19 protein-coding genes and 1 other annotated feature are annotated in these 20,014 nt (G+C 28.4%); all 19 genes read left to right on the top strand.

Going from position 1 to position 20,014, the window contains the following annotated elements; all coding sequences use genetic code 11:
- Window positions 1–2: 2 nt before the first annotated feature.
- Complete coding sequence (gene nifU / locus HH195_RS07205) at window positions 3–434, top strand: Fe-S cluster assembly scaffold protein NifU (protein ID WP_055257244.1); 432 nt, start codon at window positions 3–5, stop codon at window positions 432–434.
- A gap of 22 nt (window positions 435–456) precedes the next feature.
- On the top strand, window positions 457–1,533 hold the full coding sequence (gene mnmA / locus HH195_RS07200) for a tRNA 2-thiouridine(34) synthase MnmA (protein ID WP_055257243.1): 1,077 nt from the start codon (window positions 457–459) through the stop codon (window positions 1,531–1,533).
- Window positions 1,534–1,641: 108 nt separating this feature from the next.
- Window positions 1,642–2,130 (top strand): PRC-barrel domain-containing protein, encoded by a 489-nt coding sequence (locus HH195_RS07195; protein WP_196370470.1) that lies wholly within the window; start codon window positions 1,642–1,644, stop codon window positions 2,128–2,130.
- A complete protein-coding gene (locus HH195_RS07190) occupies window positions 2,130–3,140 on the top strand; it encodes an AI-2E family transporter (protein ID WP_196370468.1) in 1,011 nt (336 codons plus the stop codon). The genes HH195_RS07195 and HH195_RS07190 overlap by 1 nt, the downstream gene beginning before the upstream one ends.
- A 53-nt stretch (window positions 3,141–3,193) precedes the next feature.
- Window positions 3,194–3,371 (top strand) — a binding site (T-box leader).
- A gap of 61 nt (window positions 3,372–3,432) precedes the next feature.
- The gene (gene alaS / locus HH195_RS07185) at window positions 3,433–6,072 is read left to right on the top strand and encodes an alanine--tRNA ligase (protein WP_196370466.1); all 2,640 of its coding nucleotides are present in this window, start codon (window positions 3,433–3,435) and stop codon (window positions 6,070–6,072) included.
- Between the two features lie 132 nt (window positions 6,073–6,204).
- A complete protein-coding gene (locus tag HH195_RS07180) occupies window positions 6,205–6,462 on the top strand; it encodes an IreB family regulatory phosphoprotein (RefSeq protein WP_055257239.1) in 258 nt (85 codons plus the stop codon).
- A gap of 44 nt (window positions 6,463–6,506) precedes the next feature.
- Window positions 6,507–6,920, top strand: a complete 414-nt coding sequence (gene ruvX, locus HH195_RS07175) for a Holliday junction resolvase RuvX (protein ID WP_055257238.1) — start codon at window positions 6,507–6,509, stop codon at window positions 6,918–6,920.
- Window positions 6,921–6,946: 26 nt separating this feature from the next.
- Complete coding sequence (locus HH195_RS07170) at window positions 6,947–7,207, top strand: DUF1292 domain-containing protein (RefSeq protein ID WP_055257237.1); 261 nt, start codon at window positions 6,947–6,949, stop codon at window positions 7,205–7,207.
- A 17-nt stretch (window positions 7,208–7,224) separates the two neighbouring features.
- Window positions 7,225–7,680, top strand: a complete 456-nt coding sequence (locus HH195_RS07165; RefSeq protein WP_371811639.1) for a Fur family transcriptional regulator — start codon at window positions 7,225–7,227, stop codon at window positions 7,678–7,680.
- Between the two features lie 59 nt (window positions 7,681–7,739).
- The gene (locus HH195_RS07160) at window positions 7,740–9,407 is read left to right on the top strand and encodes a ribonuclease J (RefSeq protein WP_055257236.1); all 1,668 of its coding nucleotides are present in this window, start codon (window positions 7,740–7,742) and stop codon (window positions 9,405–9,407) included.
- Window positions 9,408–9,559: 152 nt separating this feature from the next.
- A complete protein-coding gene (gene typA / locus HH195_RS07155) occupies window positions 9,560–11,380 on the top strand; it encodes a translational GTPase TypA (protein ID WP_055257235.1) in 1,821 nt (606 codons plus the stop codon).
- A gap of 65 nt (window positions 11,381–11,445) precedes the next feature.
- The gene (gene mltG, locus HH195_RS07150; protein ID WP_196370464.1) at window positions 11,446–12,483 is read left to right on the top strand and encodes an endolytic transglycosylase MltG; all 1,038 of its coding nucleotides are present in this window, start codon (window positions 11,446–11,448) and stop codon (window positions 12,481–12,483) included.
- A gap of 13 nt (window positions 12,484–12,496) precedes the next feature.
- Window positions 12,497–13,141: an O-methyltransferase gene (locus HH195_RS07145; RefSeq protein WP_196370462.1), complete on the top strand. Its 645-nt coding sequence runs from the start codon at window positions 12,497–12,499 to the stop codon at window positions 13,139–13,141.
- 6 nt (window positions 13,142–13,147) lie between these two features.
- Window positions 13,148–14,374, top strand: coding sequence for a peptidase U32 family protein (locus HH195_RS07140; protein ID WP_196370460.1), 1,227 nt, complete (start codon window positions 13,148–13,150; stop codon window positions 14,372–14,374).
- 2 nt (window positions 14,375–14,376) lie between these two features.
- On the top strand, window positions 14,377–15,018 hold the full coding sequence (gene udk / locus HH195_RS07135; RefSeq protein WP_196370458.1) for a uridine kinase: 642 nt from the start codon (window positions 14,377–14,379) through the stop codon (window positions 15,016–15,018).
- Window positions 15,019–15,073: 55 nt separating this feature from the next.
- On the top strand, window positions 15,074–16,687 hold the full coding sequence (locus tag HH195_RS07130) for a penicillin-binding transpeptidase domain-containing protein (RefSeq protein ID WP_196370456.1): 1,614 nt from the start codon (window positions 15,074–15,076) through the stop codon (window positions 16,685–16,687).
- A gap of 69 nt (window positions 16,688–16,756) precedes the next feature.
- Complete coding sequence (gene sigK, locus HH195_RS07125) at window positions 16,757–17,464, top strand: RNA polymerase sporulation sigma factor SigK (RefSeq protein ID WP_196370454.1); 708 nt, start codon at window positions 16,757–16,759, stop codon at window positions 17,462–17,464.
- 168 nt (window positions 17,465–17,632) lie between these two features.
- Window positions 17,633–18,685 carry a type IV pilus twitching motility protein PilT gene (locus tag HH195_RS07120; RefSeq protein ID WP_112365634.1) on the top strand — a complete coding sequence of 351 codons (1,053 nt, stop codon included), beginning with the start codon at window positions 17,633–17,635 and terminating at the stop codon, window positions 18,683–18,685.
- Between the two features lie 58 nt (window positions 18,686–18,743).
- Complete coding sequence (gene ftsA, locus HH195_RS07115; protein ID WP_196370452.1) at window positions 18,744–20,006, top strand: cell division protein FtsA; 1,263 nt, start codon at window positions 18,744–18,746, stop codon at window positions 20,004–20,006.
- Window positions 20,007–20,014: the final 8 nt, after the last annotated feature.

The raw sequence follows: 20,014 nt of genomic DNA, 5'->3' as shown, positions 1-20,014 counted from the left end.
TTATGATATACAGTGAAAAAGTTATGGAACATTTCCAAAATCCAAGAAATGTAGGTGAAATAGAAAACCCAAGCGGGGTTGGTGAAGTTGGTAATGCTAAATGTGGAGATATAATGAAAATATATTTAGACATAGAAGACAACATAATAAAAGATGTTAAATTTAAAACTTATGGATGTGGTTCAGCTATAGCATCATCAAGCATGGCTACAGAATTAATAAAAGGAAAGACTATAGAAGAGGCTTGGGTTTTAACAAATAAAGCAGTTGCAGAAGCATTAGATGGTCTTCCTCCAGTTAAGATGCACTGTTCAGTTTTAGCTGAAGAAGCAATTCATAAAGCAATAAATGATTATAGAGAAAAACAAGGATTAGAACTTTGGGAAGTAAAAGAACATTCACATGATATTCATGAACAAGTACATGGCGAATAATATATAAAGTGGTGAATAAAATTTGAAGAAAAAAGTAGTTGTAGGTATGAGTGGCGGAGTTGATAGCTCCGTTGCTGCTTATCTTTTAAAAGAACAAGGTTATGATGTAATAGGCGTGACTATGCAGATTTGGCAAGAAGATAAAGAGTATGAGGAAAGAGAAGGTGGATGCTGTTCTCTATCTGCGGTAGATGACGCAAGAAGAGTAGCAGATAAAATAGGTATACCTTTTTATGTTTTAAACTTTAGAGATAGTTTTAAAAAAAATGTTATAGACTATTTTATAGATGAATATATGGAAGGTAAAACACCAAATCCTTGTATTGCTTGCAATAAGTATTTAAAGTTTGATGAGTTATTAAAAAAGGCTCAAGGAATAGGAGCTGATTATATAGCAACAGGTCACTATGCTAAAATAGAAGAGCATAATGGTAGATATATTTTAGTAAAGTCAGATGATGATAAAAAAGATCAAACCTATGCTTTATACAATATGACTCAAGAACAATTAGCACATACTCTAATGCCTTGTGGAGAATATACAAAGGATAGGATAAGAGAAATTGCAAAAGAAATAGGCCTTGATGTTCATAATAAAAAGGATAGCGAAGAGATTTGCTTTATTTCAGATAATAATCATGGTAAGTATATATCTGAGGCTATGCCTGGAAAAGTTAAGCAAGGTAATTTTGTAGATAAGGATGGAAATATCCTTGGAAAGCACAAAGGGATAGTTTACTATACTATAGGACAGAGAAAAGGTCTTGGATTAGCTATGGGAAGACCTGTATTTGTAACTGATATAAACCCTTTAACTAATGAAGTTGTTGTAGGGGCAGAAGAAGACATATTCAAAACTGATTTAATTTGCAAGGATATTAATTTTATAGCCTTTGATAATTTGGATAAATCATTAGAATTAAAAGCTAAAATAAGATATTCTGCAAAACCAGCAACAGCTACTATAACGCCTTTAGAAAATGGTAAAGTTAGAGTATCTTTTAAAGAGAAACAAAGAGCCATAACAAAAGGACAATCAGTTGTGTTTTATTTAGATGATTTAGTTGTAGGTGGCGGAATTATAGAAAGTTTAGTATAGAAAATATTTAAAGAGCATTAAATTTAATTTAATGCTCTTTATGCATTTATTTATAAAAACTGATAATACTAACCTTAAAAATAAAAATTAAGGTTAGAGGTGATTTTTTTGTATAAGCTAAAAGATTTTAAATATTTAGATACATATAATTGCAATGGTAAAAAATTGGGAACAATAAATGATATAGCTATTAATTATTTTGATAAGAGTATAGAAGGCTTTATTATATCATGTAAAATTTTTTCAAAAAAAAATTATGTGCCAAAAGAAGAGATAGTAGCTATAGGAAGCTCTATTATTACAAAAGCTGTGTCAACTTATAATGGACTGAAATTTAGTGACATAAAAGGTATGGATATAATTAATAAAAAAGGAGAAGTCATAGGAGTTGTAGATGAACTTTTAATAGATGACAGAGATTTTTCTATAAAAGGATTAATAGCGTCTACTGGAATTTTTCATAAGTTTGTTTATGGAAAAAGAATTTTTCTTTTAAATGATACTATACTTGGAGATAATAATGTTTTATATTATGGTGAGCAAGAAGTGATATTCAAATCAATGCCGCATAAATTCTGGAAACAGGTGAATGAATAATGAAATTTAGCGCTAATAAATACAGTAGATATTTTATTATAGTCATGTTAGTAAGTATAATTATATTTTTGTATTGTAGATTTTTATTTATAAGAGAAGTAGTGACAATAATATTAGTAGCATTTATTTTAGCTTATGCTTTAAAACCAATATGCAATTATTTTTGCAAGAAATCTAATTTGAATAGAAATATTATTTCAATAATCCTGTTGTCTAGCATATTTTTAGCAGTTTTTTTAATAGCGATAAGTATAATTCCACAAATATTAAATGATGATATTTTGAATAATGTGGAGGGATTTATAAATAACTTAAATAACAATCAGTTTTTAGTCGATTCAAATTTTATTTCAGGATTTGGAAATAAAATTTATGATAAAATAAATGCAAGTATATTGGTTTATTCATCTAAATTGTCAGAAATTATGAAAATTTTATCTAGAAATTTAATAGCAATAATAATAGTTCCTATAGTTGCCTATTATTTTTTAGCACATGGTAAGTATTTAATTGATAAAATAATGCTTATATTTCCTGTGAGTCGAAGAGAAATTATTAAAAATTTCACGAATGATATAGATAAGGTTTTAAGTAGATATGTTTTGAGTCAAATAGAACTTAGCGTGATTGTTATAATTATGACTTTTATACTCCTTACAGTTCTTGGAATAAGATTTGCTCTTATATTAGCTATAATAAATGGATTATTTAACATAATACCATATTTTGGACCAATATTAGGAATGATTCCTGCACTTGCCATAGCTTTAGTGAGTAATCCATTAAAATGTATATTAACTTTTATAGGTCTTGGAGCAATTCAACAGATAGAAGGAAATTTTATAGCTCCGCAAGTAACTGCAAGTAGTACTGATATACATCCCTTAATAATTATTATTTTATTAGTATTAGGAGAAAAATTGGGAGGGATAATTGGAATGATATTAATAATACCTCTATTTGTAATACTTAAAGTTGTATATGATGACTTAGATTACTATTTGTTTTAAAATAAATTATTGACATATTAAATTTTTTTTCATATAATTTGGCTATATTAATAATGCAAGCTATGACGAGAATGAGTAGGTAAGTAATTGCTATTAAGAGAGGAAGTGGAAGGTGTAAACTTCTTAGCAATACTACTGAAGCTATCTTAGAGCTATATTTTACTAAGTGATGTATTTTGATTTATACATAATTAGGGTGGTACCGCGGAATTCTAAGCTTTCGTCCCTTATTTTTTAGGGATGATAGCTTTTTTTATTTTTAAATAATATATTTTTTAGGAGGAAAATTTTTATGAAATTCATGGGAGCAAATGAATTAAGAGAAGAATTTCTTAGTTTTTTTGAAAGCAAAGGACATTTAAAGCTACAATCATTTCCACTAGTACCTAGAAATGATAATAGTTTATTACTTATAAATGCAGGTATGGCACCTTTAAAGCCTTACTTTACAGGGCTTGAACAGCCACCAAAAACAAGAATAACTACATGTCAAAAGTGTATAAGGACTGGAGATATAGAAAATGTAGGTAAGACATCAAGACATGGTACTTTTTTCGAAATGCTTGGTAATTTTTCTTTTGGAGACTATTTTAAAAATGAAGTAATCCCATGGGCTTGGGAATTTATAACAGAAGTTTTACAAATACCAAAAGATAAACTTTATGTAACTATATATTTTGAAGATAATGAAGCATTTGAAATATGGAAAGAAAAAACAGATATTGACACTTCAAGAATTTTTAGATTAGGAAAAGATGATAATTTTTGGGAGATAGGAGTAGGACCTTGTGGACCTTGTACAGAAATTCACTTCGATAGAGGGGAAGGAAAGGTTGAGACTGTAGAAGAATTTTTAAAAGCAGCAGATGAAGATAGAATAGTTGAATTTTGGAATTTAGTATTTACACAATTTGATAGGGATGAAGAAGGAAATTACAATAGATTAGAACATCCAAATATAGATACTGGTATGGGACTTGAGAGAATTGCAACAATAATGCAAGGTGTTGATAATATATTTGAAATTGATACAGTAAATAATATATTAAAAAAAGTATGCTCTTTAACTGATACAAAATATGGAGAAGATAAAATTAAAGATATATCAATAAGAATAATAACAGATCATGTAAAAAGTGTTGCAATGCTTATATGTGATGGGGTTCAACCTTCTAATGAAGGACGTGGATATGTTTTAAGAAGACTTTTAAGACGTGCTGCAAGACATGGTAGACTTTTAGGAGTTAAGAGATTATTTTTAAGTGATATTGTAGAGTCTGTTATAGAAAATTATGGGGAAGCTTATAAAGAACTTAAAGAAAAAGAAAGTTATATAAAGAAAATTGTAAAACTTGAAGAAGAAAGATTTAATGAAACAATAGATTCTGGTATGGATATACTTAAGGCATATATAGATGATGCTATAAAAAATAATGATAAAATTTTATCAGGAGAAAAAGTATTTAAATTATATGATACTTATGGATTTCCGTTAGAACTTACAGAAGAAATTGTAGAAGAAAAATCATTAAAAGTAGATATTGATGGGTTCAATAAAGAAATGAAAGAACAAAGAGAAAGAGCGAGAAATGCTAGGGGAGAACATAGCTATATGGGTAGTGATGAAAATCCTGCAAATAAGATAAGCTCTGAAGTAATAACTGTTTTTGATGGTTATGAAAAAAATGAATTAGAGTCTAAAATTATAGTTTTAGGAAATGAAATAGAATTTAAAGATTGTTTAAATGTAGGAGATACAGGATTTATTGTGGTTTCTAAAACACCATTTTATGCAGAAATGGGAGGTCAAGTTGGAGATACTGGAATAATAGAATCACAAACAGGTAAAGCTAGAGTTATAGATTGTAAGAAAAATGTGGGTGGAAAATTTATTCACTATGTTGAAATAATAGAAGGAACAGTTAAAAATAATCAAGATGTAACACTAGTAGTGGATAAGGAAAGAAGAAATAGTATATCTAAAAACCATACGGCTACTCATATGCTTCATAAAGCTTTAAAAGAGGTTTTGGGAAATCATGTAAATCAATCTGGTTCTTATGTAGATGAACAAAGATTAAGATTTGATTTTACACATTTTTCAGCATTAACTGAAGAAGAACTTAAAAAAGTTCAAAATATAGTAAATGAAAATATTATGAATGTTGAAAAAGTTGATACTAAAGAAATGACAATAGATGAAGCTAAAAATAGTGGTGCTACTTGTCTTTTTGATGAAAAATACGGAGAAGTGGTAAGAGTTGTTTCAGTTGGAGATTTCTCTAAAGAACTTTGTGGAGGAACTCATGTTAAAAACTCAGGAGAAATAGGCTTAATATCTATAATTTCTGAATCAGGAGTGGCATCTGGCATTAGAAGAATTGAAGCTGTAACAGGAAAGAATGCCATGGAAGTTATGGAAAATAAAAATTCTATATTAAAAGAAATAGAAAAAATGTTTAAATGTTCAGAAAAAGATGTTATTAAGAAAATATTAGCTCAAGGGCAACAAATAAAAGAAAAAGAAAAAGAAATTTCAGACCTTAAAGCAAAATTAGTACAAGGTGCAGAAGATGACATAGTAAACAGTGCCATAGATGTAAAAGGAATAAAACTTGCAACAGCATCTCTTAAAGATTTAGATGCTAATTCGTTAAGAGATTTAGGAGATAAAGTTAGAAATAAATTAGGTCTTGGAGTTGTAGTTTTAGCCAGCCAAATAAATGGAAAAGTTAATTTGATAGTTATGGCAACTAAGAATTCTTTAGATAAAGGAGTTCATAGTGGTAAGATAATAAAAGAGGTTGCACAAGTTGTAAATGGCGGTGGTGGTGGAAGACCAGATATCGCACAAGCTGGTGGAAAAACTCCAGAAAAAATAGACAAAGCATTACAAAAAGCTAAAGAAGTATTAGAAAAGCTTGTAAAATAGTATACTTTTTTTACATTATAGTTTATAATATAATTAGAATTAAGTTTAGATTAAATGAATAATTAATTATATAATAGTAAATACTTATAGTATACTATGTAAGGGGGTGAAGCTGTTAATGCAGCAACGTCTATGAAAAATAATTTTGATTATACTTTACAATTTGATTTTAATAAAAACAAAGAGGATTTAACGAAATCTATTTTAACTGATGTATATAATTCTTTAAAAGAAAAAGGTTATAACCCTGTTAATCAGTTGGTTGGATATTTATTATCTGGAGACCCTACTTACATTACTAATTACAACGGGGCGAGAGCTTTAGTAAGAAAACTTGAAAGAGATGAAATTCTTGAAGAAGTTATAAAATCTTATCTAGAGATAAAATAAGAGTACCCCGAAAGGGTACTCTTTTTATATAAGGAGTTTTAAAAATGAGAATTTTAGGATTAGACATAGGAACTAAAACGATAGGAGTTGCTATAAGTGATCCTTTAGGCTGGACAGCTCAGGGAATTACAACAATAAGAAGAAAAAATTACACAAATGATATGGAAGCAATAAAAAAAATATGCAATGAATATAGTGTAGAAACAATAGTAGCTGGTATGCCTAAAAATATGAATGGTACCATTGGACCATCAGGTGAAATGGTTATAGAGTTTTGTGAAAGATTAAAAGAAGTTGTTAATATAGATATTGAATTTTGGGATGAAAGATTGACAACAGTAGCAGCACATAGGGCTATGCTCGAGGCTGATTTATCTAGAAGCAAAAGAAATAAAATAGTTGATAAGGTAGCAGCAACTTATATACTGCAAGGTTATTTAGATAGAATATCAAAATAAATATAATATTTTTTAGGAGGAAAGATATGAACGATAATTTAGAACCATTATTATTATTAGATGAAAACGGTGAAGAAACAGAATTTGAAGTAATAACAAAATTAGATATAGAAGAAAATGAATATTTCCTATTATCACCAATGAATGAAGATGAAGAAGTTGTTATAGCAATGAAAGTTATTAAAGATGAAAATGATGAAGAAATATTAGTCCCTGTTGAAAGTGATTTTGAAATTGAAATGATAGAAGAGGCATATGCAACGTTATTTGCCGATGAAGAAGAGTAAAAAGAGGAGTTTTTAATATGTCGATGGCTATTACTAATTTTGATTCTTTAAAAGAGGATTTAAAGAAAAAAGGGTATAAGTTGACTCCTCAAAGAAGATCAATTGTTGATGCTATAATAAAAAACGAAGGTGAACACTTAACAGCAGAGGAAATATATGATGAGGTAAAATTAACTTGTCCTGAAATTGGATTAGCTACAGTTTATAGGACTATATTATTATTGGAAGAAATTGGAGTTATATATAAATTGGATTTAAATGATGGATGTAGTAGATATGAATTAGCTCATGAGCATGAAACTCATAGACATCATCATTTAGTGTGTAACTCTTGTGGAAGAGTGTTAGAAGTACACGGAGATCTTTTAGAAGAATTAGAAAAAGATATAGAAAAGAAGTATGGATTCAAAATATCAGACCACATGGTGAAGTTTTTTGGTATTTGTAAAGAGTGTAGTGAAAAGGAAAAATAGAGGGGGTTCTTATTTGAATTACCTTTGTTATATATAAAAATAAAAAAAGGAGGGGAACTATGAAGCGTGAAAAACTAAAGGTTAAAATTATACCTTTAGGTGGGCTAAATGAAATTGGAAAGAACATTACGGTTGTTGAATTTAAAGATGATATAGTAATTATTGATTGTGGTCTTAAGTTTCCAGATGAAGATATGTTTGGTATAGATGTAGTTATACCAGATATATCTTATTTGGTAAAAAATTCTGAAAAAATTAGAGGAATATTTTTAACGCATGGACATGAAGACCATATTGGGTCATTACCATATTTTCTAAAGCAATTAAATGTTCCTATTTATGGTACAAAGCTTACCTTAGGAATAGTCGAAACTAAATTAAAGGAACATGGTTTATTAAGTACTACGGAACTTATTACAGTTAAGCCAAGAGATGTTATAAAGTTAAACTCAGTTTCAGTAGAATTTATAAAAACAAATCATAGTATAGCAGATTCAGTAGCTATAGCTATTCATACGCCTATAGGAGCGATACTTCACACAGGAGATTTTAAGGTTGATTACACTCCTATAGATGGTGAGGTTATGGATTTTGCTAGGTTTGCAGAACTTGGAAGAAAAGGAGTTTTAGCAATGTTAGCAGATTCTACAAATGTTGAAAGACCTGGATATACTATGTCTGAGAGAGTTGTTGGAGAAAGTTTTAAAAGAATATTTGCAAAAGCTAAAGGCAGGATAATAGTTGCAACATTTGCATCAAATATTCACAGAATTCAGCAAATAGTAGAAGCAGCACAGCTATATGATAGAAAAATAGCGGTATCTGGAAGAAGTATGGAAAATATAGTTCAAGTTGCAATTGAATTAGGTTATTTAAATATAGATCCAGATGTTTTACTTTCAGTAGATAATATAAATAAGTATCCAAATGAGAAGATTGTGGTTATAACAACAGGAAGTCAAGGAGAGCCAATGTCCGCTTTAGCTAGGATGGCAGCTTCAGAGCATAGAAAATTAAATATTTTAGAGGGCGATACTGTAATAATTTCAGCAACTCCAGTACCAGGAAATGAAAAATTAGTATCAAAAGTTATAAATCAATTGTTTAAAAAAGGTGCAGAAGTTATATATGGTTCGTTACAATCTATACATGTATCAGGTCATGCCTGTCAAGAAGAATTAAAACTTATGCAGGCTTTAGTAAAACCAAGATTTTTTATTCCAGTTCATGGAGAATATAGGCATCTTAAGCAACATGGAGAATTAGCTGTACGTGTAGGATTGCCAGAAAAAAATTTTGTGATTGCAGATAATGGGGATATTATAGAGATAACTAGAGATAGTATAAGAAAGAATGGAACAGTTTCTTCGGGGCAAGTTTTTGTAGATGGTTTAGGTGTTGGAGATGTAGGAAATATTGTGCTTAGAGATAGAAAACATTTATCTCAAGATGGTATTTTAACTGTAGTTGTTACAATAGATAAAAATACATCAAGAATTATTGCAGGACCAGATATAATATCTAGAGGCTTTGTTTATGTAAGAGAGTCAGAAGACTTAATGGATGAGGCAAAGTCTATAGTCAGAGAGGTTTTGAAAGATTGCGAAGATAAAAATATAACAGATTGGGCAACAATGAAATCTAGTATAAGAGATGGCTTAAGATTATACCTTTATGAAAAGACAAAAAGGAAACCTATGATATTACCTATAATAATGGAAATATAGTAATAGATTTAAAAAGTTAGTGTTAATTATCTTCTTCTAACTTCAAACATTGACTTTTTAATAATTAAATATTACAATTTCTATATGAAGAGAAAAGATTGGATACTAGTAAGTATCCAATTTTTTCTGTATAAAAAATTGGAGGAAAAAGAATGAGTAATTTATTTACAAGAGAAGATATTAGAAATATAGCTATTATAGCTCACGTTGACCATGGTAAAACTACATTAGTTGACGCATTATTAAAACAAAGTAATATCTTTAGAACAAATGAAAAAGTGCAAGAAAGAGTTATGGACTCTAATGATTTAGAAAAAGAAAGAGGAATAACTATTCTTTCTAAAAATACATCAGTTCATTACAATGACATAAAAATAAATATTATAGATACTCCAGGACATGCTGATTTTGGAGGAGAAGTTGAACGTGTACTAAAAATGGTAGATAGTGTTCTTTTAGTTGTAGATTCTTATGAGGGAGCTATGCCTCAAACAAAGTTCGTTTTAAGAAAAGCTCTAGAACTTGGATTAAGACCAATTGTTGTAATTAACAAAATAGATAAACCAAATGCAAGACCAGAGGAAGTTATTGATGAGGTGTTTGATTTATTCTCAGAACTTGGAGCAGATGATGAACAATTAGATTTTCCAATAGTTTATGCTTCAGCTAGAGATGGAGTTGCTACAGTGGATTTAGACAATCCTAAAGATAATATGAAAGATTTATTTGATACTATAATAAATCACGTAGAGCCACCAAAGGGATATTTAGATGAATCATTACAAATGCTAGTAACTACATTAGACACATCTGAGTATGTTGGTAAAATATCTATAGGAAAAATATCAAGAGGAAAAGTTAGAAAAAATCAACAAGCAGCAATAGTAAGACAAGATGGAAAAATAGATAATTTTAAAGTGTCAGGTGTTTATACATATGACGGATTAAAAAGACAAGAAGTTGAAGAGGCAAGTCTTGGTGATATAGTAGCTATAAGTGGTATTGCAGATGCTGGTATAGGTGAAACTATAACAGATGCTCAAAATCCAGAAGCTTTACCATTTGTAAAAATAGATGAGCCTACTCTTAATATGAATTTTATGGTTAATGATTCACCTTTTGCAGGAAGAGAAGGAGAATTTGTAACATCAAGACATTTAAGAGATAGATTGATGAAAGAACTTGAAACAAATGTAAGTTTAAAAGTTACAGAACTTAGCCCAGATTGTTTTGAAGTAAGTGGTAGGGGAGAACTTCATTTATCAATTCTTATAGAAACTATGAGAAGAGAAGGTTATGAGTTTCAAGTTTCTAAACCAAATGTTATTTTTAAGGAAGAAAATGGACGTAAAGTAGAACCTATGGAATATTTAACAATAGATGTGCCAGAAGAATTTATGGGACCGGTTATGGAAAAACTTGGACCTAGAAAAGCTGAAATGGTTAATATGACATCAGCAGTTAATGGATATACTAGATTAGAGTTTAGAGTTCCAGCTAGAGGACTTATAGGATTTAGAAACGAATTTATGACGGACACTAAGGGAAATGGAATTATGAATCATGTGTTTGACGGATATGAGCCATATAAAGGTGAAATACCAGGAAGAAGTAGAGGTTCTTTAGTTGTATTTGAAACTGGTGAATCAATAACATATGGATTATTTAATGCTCAAGAAAGAGGAACTTTATTTATAGAACCTGGAGTTGAAGTTTATGCAGGAATGGTTTGTGGAGTTTGTTCAAGAGCAGATGATATAGAAGTTAATATTTGTAAAAGAAAACAATTGACAAATACAAGATCAGCTGGTGCTGATGATGCTTTAAAATTATCACCTGTAACAGCAATGTCACTAGAGCAATGTTTAGAATTCATTAATAATGATGAATTAGTAGAGGTTACTCCAGTAAATGTTAGAATGAGAAAAAGAATATTAGATAGTGCAGCAAGAAAAAGAGCAAGTAGAAAATAGTCTTATCTTGTATAGAGTAAATGTTACGCATTTACTCTATATTATAAATTAAGGAGGTTTCTTGTTTGTTAAAGTTAAATAGGTCAAAAAAAACTGTTATTTCAAGCATTATTATTATATTTTTAATAGTAGTGTCAGTTATTTTAGGAATTGATTACATTTCGACTGAGAACAGACCCCTAACAAAAGAAAAAGATGAATCTACTATAAGTATAACGGTTAACAATGGAGATACGTTATATGGAGTATTTGAAAAACTAAAAGAAGAAAATATAATGCCTAACGTATTTTTTGCTAAGGTTTATTTAAAATTAAATCATATAAGTGATAAAATTATGGTAGGAGATTATACTATAAATACAAATGTAACATTAAAGGAACTTGTTAATATTTTACAAAGTGGTATAGGAACAACCAAAAAGATTACATTTCCTGAAGGATATACCGTAGAAGAAATAGCTCAAACTCTTCAAGAAAATGGAATAATTAAGGCGGATAGTTTTTTAAAAGCTGTTAAAAATTACAATATTCCAAGTTATATAACATTAAATAATGAAAAAAAGTATAATTTAGAAGGATTTTTGTTTCCAGATACCTATAATTTTAGAAATGGTATGACTGGAGATGAAATAATAGAAACTATGTTAGAAAAATTTAATATAGTTATGAACGAGATTCAAAATGAAATAGGTATTACAATACCTAAAGATGATTATGAAAAATATGCTACTATAGGTTCTATTATTGAGAAAGAAGCTAGTACTGACGAAGATAGAAGTTTGGTATCTTCTGTTATATATAACCGTTTAAAAAGTGATATGCTTCTTCAAATAGATGCTACTGTGGTTTACGCTTTAGGGAATCCTAAGATAAATATTGTAACATACAAAGATCTTCAAGTTGATTCACCATATAACACTTATTTAAATAAAGGACTTACGATAGGTCCAATATGCAATCCAGGGAAAGAATCTTTGTTAGCCGCAATAAAGCCAGATAATACAGATTACCTATATTACGTATTAACTGAAAATGGTTCACATTTTTTCACAAACAACTATCAAGATTTTCTTAAGAAAAAAGAAGAATTAAATGTAAATTGATTTGGAGGAAGCAATGAGCGGAGTAACTTTTGATTATATGGAAGAATACTTAAGAGGCCTTATTCCAAATAGGGATAAAGATTTATTAGAATTAGAGAAATTTGCTATAGAAAATAGAGTTCCAATAATACAAAAAGAGACTGCTAAATTTTTAGAATTTATGATTTCTATGAAAGAACCTAATAATATATTGGAATTAGGAACTGCTATAGGGTATTCATCAATACTTATGAGCAAAACATTAAACAATAAATGTAAGATAACTACGATAGAGAGAGATGAAAAGATGATAAATCTTGCTAAAGAAAATATAAAGTCTTTTGGTCTTGAAGATAATATTGAAATTAAAGAGGGAGAATGTTTAGAAATACTAGAAGAGCTAGATGATAAATATGATTTAATATTTATGGATGCTGGAAAAGGACATTATAATCATTTTTTACCTCATTGTTTAAGACTTTTAAGTGATAAAGGTGTAATAATAGCAGATAATGTATTATTTCGTGGAATGGTTGCATCGGATGATTTAGTAAAGAGAAGAAAAATAACAATTGTTAAAAGAATGAGAACATATTTGGATATAGTTTCAAATGATAAAAATTTAATAACAACAGTTATACCTATGGGTGATGGTATTGCCCTTACTAAGAGGAGGTAGAATAAGATGAAAAAACCTGAGTTATTAGCTCCAGCTGGAAATTTAGAAAAACTTAAAACTGCTATAGATTATGGTGCTGATGCTGTTTATCTTGGAGGAAGTAAACTAAATTTAAGAGCTTTTGCAGATAATTTTACGAATGAACAAATCGCAGAAGGTGTTAAGTATGCGCATGATAGAGGAAGAAAAGTTTATGTAACAATGAATGTTTTCCCTCATAATGAGAATTTAAATGGATTAGAAGAGTATATAGAAACATTAGCAAGCCTTAATATAGATGCTATTTTAGCTTCTGATCCTTCAATAATAATGACTATTAAGGAAGTTGCACCTAATTTGGAAATTCATCTAAGTACACAGGCTAATAATGTGAATTGGAAAACTGCTAAATTTTGGTATGACTATGGAGTGAAAAGAATAGTATTAGCGAGAGAACTTGGATTTAAGGAAATAAAAGAATTTAGAGAACATTTGCCAGAAGAATGTGAACTTGAAGCATTTGTACATGGTTCAATGTGTATATCATATTCAGGAAGATGTTTATTATCTAACTACATGACAGGAAGAGATGCCAACAGAGGGGCATGTTCACAGGCTTGTAGATATAAATATTATCTAGTTGAAGAAAAGAGACCAGGAGAGTATTTTCCAGTAGTAGAAGATGAAAATGGAACTTACATTATGAATTCAAAAGATTTATGTATGATAGAACATATTCCAGAACTTGTACAAAGTGGGATAAACTCTTTAAAAATAGAAGGTAGAATGAAAAGTGCATACTATGTAGCTGCGATAGTAAAATCTTATAGAGAAGCTATTGACTCATATATGTCAGATCCGGAAAATTATGAACTTAAGCAAGAGTGGATGGATAATTTATTTAAAGTGAGCCATAGAAGATATCATACAGGATTTTATTTTGGAAAAAATGGGGAACAATTCTATGATTCATCTTCTTACATAAGAGAATATGATATTGTAGGTATTGTAAAATCTTATGATTCAAAAACTAAAATAGCTATAATAGAACAAAAAAATAGATTATTTGATGGTGATAAAGTAGATGTTTTAAGAGCTAAGGGAAGTAGTTTTGAGGTGGCTTTAAATGATATGACAGATGAAAATGGAAATAAAATAGAAACTGCGAATAAAGCTCAAATGATATTTAAAGCAAAAGTTGATACACCTCTTTGTGAAAAAGATATGCTTATAAAAAGCAAGGAGGGAAAATAATAATGCAAAAACCAATTCTTGTAGGAATAACAGGTGGGTCAGGGTCAGGAAAAAGTAGCATAGCAAATGCTATTTGTGAAGCTTTTGGAAGTAATGATATAGCAAAAATTGAGCAGGATTTTTATTATAAAGACCAAAGCCACCTTTCAATGGAAGATAGAACTAAGACTAATTATGATCATCCTAATGCTTTTGATAATGATCTTCTAGTTAAACATCTAAATGCATTATTAAATGGTGAGGTTATAGAGAAGCCAATATATGATTTTGCAATTCATAATAGGATTAAAGATACTATAAGAGTTGAACCAAGAGAGATTATATTAGTTGAAGGAATACTTATCTTAGAAGATGAAAGAATAAGAAACCTTTTAGACATAAAGATATATGTAGACACAGATGATGATGTAAGAATTATAAGAAGAATGTTAAGAGATATAGAAGAAAGAGGCAGAACGATTGAATCTGTAGTAGAGCAATATTTATTAGTAGTTAAACCAATGCATAATCAATTTACTGAGCCTACTAAAAAATATGCAGATATTATAATACCAGAAGGTGGTCATAATAAGGTTGCAATAGATATATTAATTGCAAAAATGCAACAGATATTAAGTGAAAAAAATAAGAATGTAAAATTATAAAAATGAATAAAACACTTCTTTACAGGCTAAAATCCAGTTAAAGAGGTGTTTTTTTATGGTTAATAAAAATTCAAAAAAAAGAATAAAACAAGTTAATATAATATTAATAACATTATTAACATTATTAATTGTAAGATTAGTAGTTATAATAAATGATACCAAAATAATATCAGCATCTGCATCTAATTATAATGAAAGTGAAATTATTCGTAATGAAAATTATAAATTATTAGATGCAAATTACGAGGAAATAGTAGATTGTGAAACTAAATTTGTATTAGTAATAGATAAGGATACTTTTTTATTGAATAATGCAGTTCAAAATGCTGATAAAATTTTGACTTTTTATTATATTATGGAAGATGATAAATTTGGTTTTTCTTTTTATGATATAAATAAAGCTAGTGGGAAAATTAAATATGAAATTAGTAAAAGTGCTTATGAACAAATGTTAGGTATAGTAGAAAATTTAAAGGGAGTGTATATGTATAAATATAATGAGGTAGGGAAAATAGCTACCTGGAGTATAGAAAATATCTTAAAGAGCACACAATCTTTTTCTGATAATAAGGATAAAAGCAAAAATTCATTAGAGGTTTTTATAGGAGAAAGTACAAAGAACAACACAACTGATATGGTTATATTCGAAAAAAGTGAAGATGGTACTTATAATGAAAAAGAATTAAAAAATAAAAATATAAATATACAGTTAACTTTAGATAAAAAACTACAAAAAATTACCCGAGAAATTTTGAGCAAAGAAGAATTTGTAAACTTTCCTAATGCAGGTGCAGTTATAATTGAATCCGATACTGGTAAAATATTATCTATAGCTCAAAAAGATGAAACCCAACCTAATTTAATTACTGGTGGTGGACAGATATCTGGATATGAACCAGGATCAATATTTAAAATACTGACGTTAGAAGCAGCGATGGATTATTTAAATATAGATTTAAATGATAAACAAGTTTGCGAAGGAAACAAATGTAATAAATCTCATGGAGAACTTACAATTTTAGAGGCTTTTAAGGTATCTTGCAATGAGGTTTTTGCTAAATTAGGAGCTGAAATCGGAGAGGAAAAATTAATAAATTTTGCAAAAAATCAAGGGTTGTTTCAAAATTTATTAGGATTAGATGTAGAGAGTGGAATGGAGATTATAGGCACATATAATGAAAATGGTAATGTAGAGGATTTATCTATAGGTCAATCTATGCAGGTAAATTTATTACAAATGACATCTATAATAAGTACTATAATAAATGATGGACAATATGTAAAACCATATATACTAGATAAGTTTGTTGATGATGATAATAATACTTTAGAAAACTTTGGAGAAGAAAAAATTAAAGTAATATCAAAAGATATATCAGATAATGTAAAATATGCTATGAATCAAACAGTATTAAGTGGAACTGCTAATATTTCAAATATTGAAGGTATTGAAGTTGGAGCTAAAACAGGTACAGCTGAGGGCAGTGATGGAGAGAGCATATATGGGTGGTTTGTTGGGTATTGCAATATAAATAATAAATATTATTCTATTGGTGTATTTGTACCTAATATAGAAAAGATAGGTGGAGAAAATACTGGAGGAAGTACAGCAGGGGTGATTTTTAGAGATATAGTTATGGAGTTAAAAGAATATTATAATAAAAATTAATATAAATTGAGTAAATTTTTAATCTAGCAATCATAGTATATATAGTAAGTATTAATAGGAGGAGCATCATTGTTTATTTTTAAATACTTATTAGATGTGATTGCTAGTAATATACTGCTGTTAGGATATGTAAACGGTAATGCAACTTTTCCACAACCTTTAAGTGAAGAGGAGGAAGAATATTATTTAAGGCTTTTTAATGAACAAGGAGATTTAAATGCCAAAAGTATACTTATTGAAAGAAATTTAAGGTTAGTCGCACATATAGTAAAAAAATATTCCTTCCCTAATAAAGATATTGATGATTTAATATCTGTTGGAACTGTAGGTCTTATAAAAGCAATTAATTCTTTTGACTCATCTAAAGGAACACGTCTTGCAACTTATGCTGCAAGATGTATAGAAAATGAGATACTTATGCTCTTTAGAAGTAGTAAAAAAACTAAAGGAGAGGTTTTTCTTCAAGACCCCATAGGAACAGATAAAGAGGGAAATGAAATATGTTTAATAGATATTTTAAGTAGTGAAGGAGATTCAGTTTTAGAAATAGTAGAAAATAATATACAAATTGGGGTATTATATGAGAAAATAGATAGCATTTTAAGTAAGAGAGAAAAGCAAATAATACAAATGAGATATGGGCTTTTAGATGGAAATATAAAAACTCAAAGGGAAATAGCTGCTATTTTAAATATTTCTAGGTCTTACGTGTCTAGGATAGAAAAAAAAGCATTAAAAAAATTGCTTAAAGAGTTTAGTGTTAAATATAATGGATAAAATTATAAAAAAATAAAATTTAATCAATAAAATGATGGATTATAGTAATATTATGAGTTATAATATTATAATGTATGAATTTAAAATATATAGGGAATTAGCTTATATTGTCTTAATGGAATATTAAAATTCCATTAAGAATTTTAATTGAATATTTTTGGAGGGGTTTTGTGTAGTTTAAGAGAGTTATTAAAAATTGCAATAAAGAATAGAGCTTCCGATTTGCATTTAAGTGTTGGAATATCTCCAACCATTAGAGTGGATGGAATTTTAAAAAAGCTAAATTACAAAGATTTAAGTTCTGATGATACTGAAAAATATGCTAAAATAATATTACAAGACCAATATGATATATATGAAAATCAAGGGGAATTTGATACAGTTTATTCGATAAATGATGTTGGAAGATTTAGAGTTAATGTATTTAAACAAAGAGGTAATACATCTTTAGCTATAAGAGTTATACCTTTTGAAGTAATGAGTTTAGAAGAATTAAACTGCCCTAGTATTGTAAAAGAATTATGTTATAAAAAAAGTGGACTAGTTATTGTAACTGGACCAACAGGTAGTGGTAAAAGTACAACTTTATCGGCTATGATAAATGAGATAAATAAAAATAGTGCAAGTCATATTATAACTTTAGAGGATCCAATAGAGTTTTTACATAAACATAATAAATCTATTGTAAACCAAAGAGAAATAGGTAAGGATTCTCTAAGTTACAGTAAAGCCTTAAAATCTATCTTAAGAGAGGATCCAGATGTTATATTGATTGGAGAGATGAGAGATTTAGAAACCATATCACTAGCAATAACAGCAGCAGAAACAGGACATCTAGTTTTTTCTACTCTTCATACTATAGGTGCAGTTAAAACTATAGATAGAATTGTAGATGTATTTCCTAGTAATCAACAGGATCAAATAAGAATTCAGTTAGCTAATATAATAGAGGGAGTAATTTCACAACAGTTAATTTTAAATAAAAGCGGAAAAAGAGTTGCTGCATTAGAAATAATGACTTCTACTTTAGCTATTAGAAATCTAATAAGAGAGAAAAAGACTCATCAAATACAATCATTAATTCAGTCTGGAAGTAAATATGGGATGATAACTATGGATGATTATTTAATGAAATTATATAGGCAAGGGACAATAGGAAAAGATGTGTTAATAGATTTTTCAGTTGATAAAGATATGATAAGTAAAAGCATGCTATATTAAAATTAAATCTTAGATATTTAATTTTAATATAGTATTTAAGGAGGGTTACACAAGAAAAATGTCTGATTATATAGTAGGTTTAGATATTGGAAGTAAAAATATTTGTGCTACTATGTCTATAGAAAACGAAGAATATGGGTTTGAAGTTTTAGATTTTGTGTGCAAGCAATCATATGGAATAAAAAAAGGTTTAGTAACTGATTTTGATTTAGCAGTGGATTGCATAAAAAAATGTTTAGAAGAATTAGCAGAAAAAACACAAACTAATATAAATGGTGTTTATTTGGGCTTTAGTTGCAAAGAATGTAAAATAATACCTTCCAAGGGGTATACTTATGTAGGGGAAGATTCTTATGTAAATGAAACTAATATACAAAATGCGTATAGAGATGCTAAAAACATATTGCTTAAGAATGATGATTGTATAGCCGATAGTGTAATAAATTGTTTTTATACAACAAATGAAGAGTGTGTTAAAAATCCTATTGGTATAACATCAGATAAGCTGGAGATAGATTTAGATTTAATATTATCAGATGTTAAATATATAGATAATTTAAAGCAAGCAGTTTTGGAAGCTGGATATCAAGTATTAGGAACAGTTTTATCCATAAATGCACTTAAAAATATATTTTTAAGTGAGGATACAATCTCAAAAAATGTTGGAATAATAGATATAGGAACAGAAAAAACTGAAATAGCTTTATATAATGCCAATCAGTTAATTGGTACAGGTCAAGTTCCGTTTGGAGGAGATGCAATAACTAAAGATTTAGCTATTTGCCTTGAAATTGATGAAAATATGGCAGAACAACTAAAAAAAGAATGTGCTAAAGATTATATTTATATGGCAGAAGAGTCTATTATTGATTTAGGTACACGAGAAGTTGATGCTAGATTTGTTCATGATGTAATAGAAGCTAGACTAGATGAAATTTTAGAGCATATATATAAAGAAATTTCTAATAATGAATTTTATGAAAAAATTGACTTTTTTATAATAACAGGAGAGGGATTAGTATATTTTGAAGAAATAGACAAAAAAATACAAGAAATATTAGGAAAAAAAGTTAAGTTATTTAAAAAACATGACTTTTATTTAAATAATTCTGCTATTATTGTCTCTATTGGTATTGTTAAAGAGGTATATGATAGGTTAAAATTAATATGTGATGAAAAAGTATTCTCTAGTATTAATATAAATAATAATGTAGATACTAATATAAACACTTCTGTAGATGATGAAAGTGAATATAATAACAAAAAAAATAAAAAAAGAGGGCTTTCAAGATTTAAAGCCTTTTTAGACGATATTTTCTAAAGGGGGAG

Origin of the sequence: Candidatus Sarcina troglodytae, from assembly GCF_015708635.1 — a bacterium.
GTDB lineage: Bacteria > Bacillota > Clostridia > Clostridiales > Clostridiaceae > Sarcina > Sarcina ventriculi.
The sequence above is the reverse complement of the archived record's forward strand: the minus strand, read 5'-3'. Positions and strand labels throughout refer to the sequence as shown.